The sequence below is a fragment of the Gilliamella sp. Fer4-1 genome, from assembly GCF_001690515.1.
GTDB classification, from domain to species: Bacteria; Pseudomonadota; Gammaproteobacteria; order Enterobacterales; family Orbaceae; genus Gilliamella; species Gilliamella apicola_C.
This window is the reverse complement of the sequence record NZ_LZGZ01000206.1, coordinates 1-6899: the sequence shown is the minus strand read 5'-3', so window position 1 is coordinate 6899 and position 6899 is coordinate 1. Positions and strand designations below refer to the sequence as shown.

General features: G+C 37.4%; 5 protein-coding genes. All 5 read left to right on the top strand.

The window, feature by feature from the left end; genetic code table 11:
- Window positions 1-142: 142 nt before the first annotated feature.
- The 5 genes from A9G30_RS07565 to trpA are packed head-to-tail and all read left to right on the top strand — an operon-like array spanning window position 143 to window position 6762.
- Window positions 143-1705: an anthranilate synthase component 1 gene (locus A9G30_RS07565; protein ID WP_065588563.1), complete on the top strand. Its 1563-nt coding sequence runs from the start codon at window positions 143-145 to the stop codon at window positions 1703-1705.
- Window positions 1705-3336 (top strand): bifunctional anthranilate synthase glutamate amidotransferase component TrpG/anthranilate phosphoribosyltransferase TrpD, encoded by a 1632-nt coding sequence (gene trpD, locus A9G30_RS07560; protein ID WP_065588562.1) that lies wholly within the window; start codon window positions 1705-1707, stop codon window positions 3334-3336. Before A9G30_RS07565 ends, trpD begins: the two co-directional genes overlap by 1 nt.
- A 15-nt stretch (window positions 3337-3351) precedes the next feature.
- Window positions 3352-4767 (top strand): bifunctional indole-3-glycerol-phosphate synthase TrpC/phosphoribosylanthranilate isomerase TrpF, encoded by a 1416-nt coding sequence (gene trpCF / locus A9G30_RS07555; protein ID WP_065581943.1) that lies wholly within the window; start codon window positions 3352-3354, stop codon window positions 4765-4767.
- A complete protein-coding gene (gene trpB / locus A9G30_RS07550; RefSeq protein WP_065588561.1) occupies window positions 4760-5953 on the top strand; it encodes a tryptophan synthase subunit beta in 1194 nt (397 codons plus the stop codon). The genes trpCF and trpB overlap by 8 nt, the downstream gene beginning before the upstream one ends.
- Window positions 5950-6762 (top strand): tryptophan synthase subunit alpha, encoded by an 813-nt coding sequence (gene trpA / locus A9G30_RS07545; RefSeq protein ID WP_065588560.1) that lies wholly within the window; start codon window positions 5950-5952, stop codon window positions 6760-6762. Before trpB ends, trpA begins: the two co-directional genes overlap by 4 nt.
- Window positions 6763-6899: the final 137 nt, after the last annotated feature.

Sequence of the window (6899 nt, the reverse complement as noted above, 5' to 3'; positions counted from 1 at the left end):
TGGTTGGTGGTGCATTACTTTTTGTGGGTAATGTAGTGAAGTATTGTCTTAATTTACAAAACCCGCACTAGGCGGTTTTTTTCGTTTTAAGCAAAGAAAAAATCGATATGAATTAAAATTAAACATAAATAGAGAGACAACAATGAACAAGCACGCACTAACTCAGATCACCAAAACGATTGATTATTATCAAAATCCAACCCAAGTGTTTTATCAATTATGTGATAGTAGACCTGCAACATTGTTGCTTGAATCTGCTGAAATAGATAATAAGCAAGGAATTAAAAGTGTCATGATTGTTGATAGTGCCTTACGTATTTCGGCAATTAACAATGAAGTAACTGTTAAGGCTTTGACTACAAATGGCGAAAAACTATTACCTTTATTACAAAAGAACTTTTTAGATAAGTTAGATAATATCCAACTGAATGAACAAACGCTTAAATTGGTATTTCCTACTATCAACAATATGCAAGATGAAGATTCAAGATTAAAGTCATTATCCGTCTTTGATGTATTAAGAACCTTATTAACTATTGTAGATAATACCGAACAATATGGGCAAGATGCAATTTTTGTTGGCGGCCTATTTTGTTATGATCTTGTCGCTAGTTTTGAACAGCTTCCCATTTTGCCGAGTGAGCAACGTTGCCAAGATTTCTGTTTTTATTTAGCTGAAACACTATTAGAAATAAATCATCAAGATCATGTGTCAATTTTAAAATCAACAGCCTTTACGTCTGATGCACTAGAAATTGAACGGTTGACATTAAGATTAGCTGACCTACAAGCAACGTTAAATCAACCAATGAAGCCCATTTATACAAAATCGTTTGCTAATATTAATGTGACTTGTAATAAAAGTGATGATGATTTCAACACGATGGTGAAAAAGATGCAAGATGCTATTCAGCAGGGGGAGATCTTTCAAGCTGTACCATCACGGCGTTTTTCACTACCTTGCCCTGAGCCGTTATCTGCTTATCAGGTATTAAAAATCCATAACCCAAGCCCTTACATGTTTTATATGCAAGATCAAGATTTTGTCTTATTTGGCGCATCACCTGAAAGTGCACTTAAATATACTAAAGCAACCAATCAAGTTGAAATCTATCCAATTGCCGGTACTCGTCCACGTGGATTAACCACAAATGGTGAAATTGATTTTGATTTAGATAGTAGGTTAGAACTTGAAATGCGCACCGATAAAAAAGAACTAGCCGAACATTTAATGTTAGTTGATTTAGCGCGCAACGATTTAGCACGTATTTGTAAACCCGGAACCCGTTATACCAAAGATTTGCTAAAAGTGGATCGTTACTCTTTTGTGATGCATTTAGTTTCGCGTGTGGTTGGTCAGTTACGAAGTGATTTAGATGCGCTTCATGCTTATCAAGCCACTATGAATATGGGAACATTAACAGGAGCCCCTAAAGTTCGTGCGATGCAATTAATTGCTGAATCAGAAAAAGTTAAACGTGGTAGCTATGGTGGTGCTGTTGGTTATTTTACCGCAAATGGCGATCTTGATACCTGTATTGTGATTCGTAGTGCCTATGTCGAAGATGGCATAGCGACAGTACAAGCTGGTAGTGGTGTGGTGCTAGATTCTGAACCACAATCAGAATCTGATGAATCACGTAATAAAGCACGTGCAGTTATTCGAGCTATCATGGCAGCACATAATGTAGAAGGTGTATTCTAATGGCTAATATCTTATTTATTGATAATATTGATTCTTTTACTTATAACTTGGTCGATCAATTACGCAATAGTAAGCATTGTGTGACGATTTATCGAAATACTATTCCTGCAAATGTAATTATTGAAAAATTATCACAAATGCAAAACCCTATTTTAATGTTATCACCAGGTCCAGGAGCACCAAGTGATGCTGGATGCATGCCAGAACTGTTAAAACGTTTAAAAGGTAAATTGCCCATTATTGGTATCTGCCTTGGTCATCAAGCTATTGTGGAATCCTATGGGGGATCGATTGTGCCAGCTGGCGATATTTTGCATGGTAAGGCATCTTTAATTGAGCATGATGAGCAAGCAATGTTTACAGGATTACCAAACCCACTACCTGTTGCGCGTTATCACTCTTTAAAAGGAGAAAATATCCCAAAAAATCTGACTATTAATGCGATTTTCAATAATATTGTCATGGCGGTACGTAATGATGAAGATCGGGTTTGTGGTTTTCAGTTTCACCCTGAATCGATTTTAACTATTCAAGGGGGAAAATTACTAGAACAAACTATTGATTGGGCGCTTAATTCATCAGAGAAAAAAGGAAAGTCAAAACAAGAAGCTATAGTTGATAAGCAAGAGTACAACATTCAACCTGTGCTAAATAAATTATATTTAGGGCAATTGCTCACACAAGAAGAAAGTAAAATATTATTCAATTTAGTTATTCAAGGTAAGATAGAACCAACAGTATTAGCTACTGCAATTATTAGTATGAAAGTGCGCGGTGAAACACCTGATGAAATTGCCGGTGCAACGCAGGCTTTGCTTGAAAATGCAGATGCTTTTGACGTGCCAGATTATGATTTTACCGACATTGTTGGCACTGGTGGCGATGGCTCTAATAGTATTAATATCTCAACGGCAAGTGCCTTTGTGGCAGCTGCATTAGGTTATAAAGTGGCTAAGCATGGTAATCGTGGTGTATCAAGCAAATCGGGATCCTCAGATGTGCTTTCCGCTTTGGGTATTAAATTGAATATGTCTGCACAAGCATCTCGGCAGGCATTAGACGATCTTGGCGTATGCTTCTTGTTTGCTCAGCAATATCATTCAGGTTTTCGCCATGCAGCGTCAGTTCGTCAGCAGTTAAAAACACGAACTATTTTTAATGTGTTAGGGCCGTTGATTAACCCATCTCGTCCAAAACGGATTTTATTAGGCGTATATCATCCAGATTTGATTAAACCGATTGCTGAAACATTAAAAATGCTTAACTACAAACATGCTTATGTGGTGCATGGTGCGGGTATGGACGAAGTTGCTATTCATGGTGAAACTCAAGTAGCCGAAGTTAAGGAGGGTCAAATTGACTATTTTACGCTGACTCCAGATGATTTTGGGTTGCCGACATTTACCTTAAAAGATATTGAAGGTGGGACACCTGAACAGAATCGTGATATGTTAATTGCTATTTTACAAGGTCATGGTAAACCCGCACATGAATCAGCAATTGCCGCTAATGTCGCGATGTTAATGAGCTTGTTTGGCGATTCAGATTTAAAACAAAATGCTCAGCGAGCAATCGAAATGATGCATAGTGGTAAAGCTTATTTGCTATTACAACAATTAGCCGCAAGATAACAAATGGAGAATAACATGACAATTGCAGCCTTAGCAAAAGATGTTGAAATGGCAACAGTATTAAAAAAGATCATTAAAGATAAACAGATATGGCTCGTTGAACAACAAGCCATAAGACCACTTGATACATTTAAATCAATGGTAATGCCAAGTGATCGTGATTTTTATCAGGCACTAAATCAACGCAAAAATGTGTTTATTTTAGAGTGTAAAAAAGCATCACCATCAAAGGGATTGATTCGAAATGGTTTTGATCCAGCTCATATCGCTAGAGTGTACAAAAATTATGCTTCGGCAATATCGGTGCTGACTGATGAAAAATATTTCCAAGGTAGTTTTGAATTTTTGCCGTTAGTTCGTAATCAAGTCACACAACCAGTGCTTTGTAAAGACTTTATTATCGACGAATACCAAATCTATTTAGCTCGTTATTATCAAGCCGATGCGATACTATTAATGCTATCTGTATTGACTGATGATGAATATCGGCACTTAAGCCATATTGCTCATCAACTTAACATGGGGATATTAACTGAAGCTAGCACTGAAGATGAAGTCGAGCGAGCTATTCAACTTGGTGCTAAAGTAATCGGCATTAATAATCGTAATTTAAGGGATCTGACGGTTGATCTAAATCGGGTAAAAGTGTTATCTAAATCCATTCCTGATAATCGCATAATTATTAGTGAATCGGGCATTTATACTCACAATCAGGTTAAAGAGCTCAGTACTTACGCTAATGGCTTTTTAATCGGCAGTGCATTGATGTCTGAACCTAATTTAGAACTGGCAATTCGTAAAGTGATGTTGGGTGAAAATAAAGTCTGTGGTTTAACCCGTGTCGAAGATGCTGTAAGTGCTTATCAAGCGGGTGCGGTCTATGGCGGTTTGATTTTTGCTCCAAATTCTGCTCGTTATATACAACCAGTTAAAGCTCGAACAGTGATTGCAGGAGCACCACTTAATTGGGTAGGGGTCTTTCAAAATGAAGAGATCGAAATTGTGTGCCAAATAGCAAAACAACTATCTCTATATGCAGTTCAACTGCATGGCGATGAAGATGACAATTATATACAAAAATTACGTTACCAGTTACCAAAAGATTGCCAAATATGGAAAGCATTGAGTATTGGTGATGTTATGCCCAAATATAGTAATTCATTAGTTTCTCGTTACGTATTTGATAATGGAGCTGGTGGTACGGGCAAACATTTTGATTGGTCTATACTTACTGATCATAATTTAAATAATGTCATCTTAGCTGGTGGCATTAACCCACAAAATATAAAATCAGCTATAGCAACGGGTGTCATTGGTGTTGATCTTAACTCAGGCGTTGAAGTTTTACCCGGAATAAAAGATAAACAAAAAATCCAAGCTGTATTTGAACAAATTAAATTTTTATCTAAAAAAAGGAATAGTTATGTCTAAGTTAAACCCTTACTTTGGCGAATTTGGTGGGCAATATGTTCCCCAAATATTAATGCCAGTGCTTGAACAACTTGAAGATGCTTTTATCTCTGCAATCAACGATCCAAACTTTAAGAAAGAGTTTAACGATTTATTAGTTAACTATGCAGGTAGACCAACAGCATTAACTTTATGTAAAAATCTAACGGCAGGCACCAAAACCAAGCTTTACTTAAAAAGAGAAGATTTAGTGCATGGTGGTGCGCACAAAACTAACCAAGTTTTAGGACAAGCATTGCTTGCTAAAAGGATGGGCAAAACTGAAATTATAGCCGAAACAGGTGCAGGGCAACATGGTGTTGCTTCGGCTTTAGCCTGCGCACTACTTGGCTTAAAATGCCGAATTTATATGGGTGCAAAAGATGTTAAACGCCAAGCACCTAACGTATTTAGAATGCGATTGATGGGCGCAACAGTAATTCCCGTTGAAACAGGATCTGCAACCTTAAAAGATGCCTGTAACGAAGCATTGCGTGATTGGTCTGGAAGTTATGAAAAAGCCCATTATATGCTTGGTACGGCAGCGGGTCCGCATCCTTTCCCAACAATTGTACGTGAATTTCAACAGATGATCAGCCGTGAAGCTAAACAACAAATCCTTGAAAAAGAAGGGCGCCTACCTGATGCAGTAATTGCTTGCGTTGGTGGTGGTTCAAATGCAATTGGTATGTTTGCTAATTTTATTGAAGAAAAAACGGTCAGATTAATTGGTGTTGAACCTGGCGGACATGGTATTGAAAGTGGTGAACATGGTGCTTCGTTAAAACATGGTAAGCTTGGCATCTACTTTGGTATGAAATCACCTATGATGCAGACTGATGAAGGACAGATTGAAGAATCCTACTCAATATCAGCTGGATTAGATTTTCCATCAGTTGGTCCTCAGCATGCTTACTTAGATAGCATTGGTCGAGCAGATTACGTTTCAATTACTGATGATGAAGCATTAGACGCTTTTAAGGCTTTATCACGTAGTGAAGGTATTATCCCGGCATTAGAGTCATCGCATGCTTTGGCCTATGCTATTAAAATGATCAAAGAAAACCCAAACAAAGAACAATTATTAATTGTGAACTTATCAGGCCGTGGTGATAAAGATATCTTTACCGTTTATGACATTTTAAAAGCAAAAGGAGAAGTTGAATGAACCGTTATCAAAAACTGTTTGCAACATTGACAGCCGAAAAAAGAGGTGCTTTTGTTCCTTTTGTACCTGTTGGAGATCCAACGCCAGAACTGTCTTTTAAAATCATCCAAACCTTGATTGAATCAGGCGCTGACGCTTTAGAATTAGGCATCCCATTTTCAGATCCAATGGCTGATGGGCCAACGATTCAAAATGCCAATATACGTGCATTTAAAGGTGGAATAACCGTTGAAAAGTGTTTTGAGATGTTAGGTAATGTTAGAGCGCATTACGCTAATATTCCAATAGGATTACTCATTTATGCAAATTTAGTATTCAAAAACGGGATTGATAACTTTTACGCCAAATGCGCTAAAGCGGGCATTGATTCGGTATTAATTGCCGATGTTCCTGTTGAATATGCAAAAGAATTTACAGTGGCGGCCGAAAAATACAATATAGCGCCAATTTTTATTTGTCCACCTAATGCTAATGATGAAGTCATTAAAAATATTGCTAAGCATGGTAAAGGTTATACCTATTTAGTCTCACGTGCTGGAGTTACAGGCACGGAAAATCGTGCTAATAAACCCCTTACTCATTTATTACAAAAATTGACGGAGTTTGGTGCTCCTCCTGCTATCCAAGGGTTTGGTATTTCCGAACCAGATCAAGTTAGCGAAGCGATTAAATCAGGTGCGGCAGGAGCCATTAGTGGTTCGGCAACGGTTAAAATTATTGAGAAAAATCTTGATAATCCTGAACAAATGCTTAGCCAGTTAGCGCATTTTGTTCAAACAATGAAAAAGGCAACTAGTCAGTCATTATAGTAATAAGTAATGGTCGCAATAATAGACTTGAAAAAACGGTTATTGCGCCAATATTCATTTCATTGTTATGCTTAAATTTATTGATACCCACATCTAAAGTAACAGGTGATATTGTTTGATAACTTCAAGCATATTTA

Coding starts and splice junctions, on each gene's coding strand:
- A9G30_RS07565 (WP_065588563.1), top strand. CDS start 143: ATGAACAAGCACGCACTAACTCAGATCACCAAAACGATTGATTATTAT.
- trpD (WP_065588562.1), top strand. CDS start 1,705: ATGGCTAATATCTTATTTATTGATAATATTGATTCTTTTACTTATAAC.
- trpCF (WP_065581943.1), top strand. CDS start 3,352: ATGACAATTGCAGCCTTAGCAAAAGATGTTGAAATGGCAACAGTATTA.
- trpB (WP_065588561.1), top strand. CDS start 4,760: ATGTCTAAGTTAAACCCTTACTTTGGCGAATTTGGTGGGCAATATGTT.
- trpA (WP_065588560.1), top strand. CDS start 5,950: ATGAACCGTTATCAAAAACTGTTTGCAACATTGACAGCCGAAAAAAGA.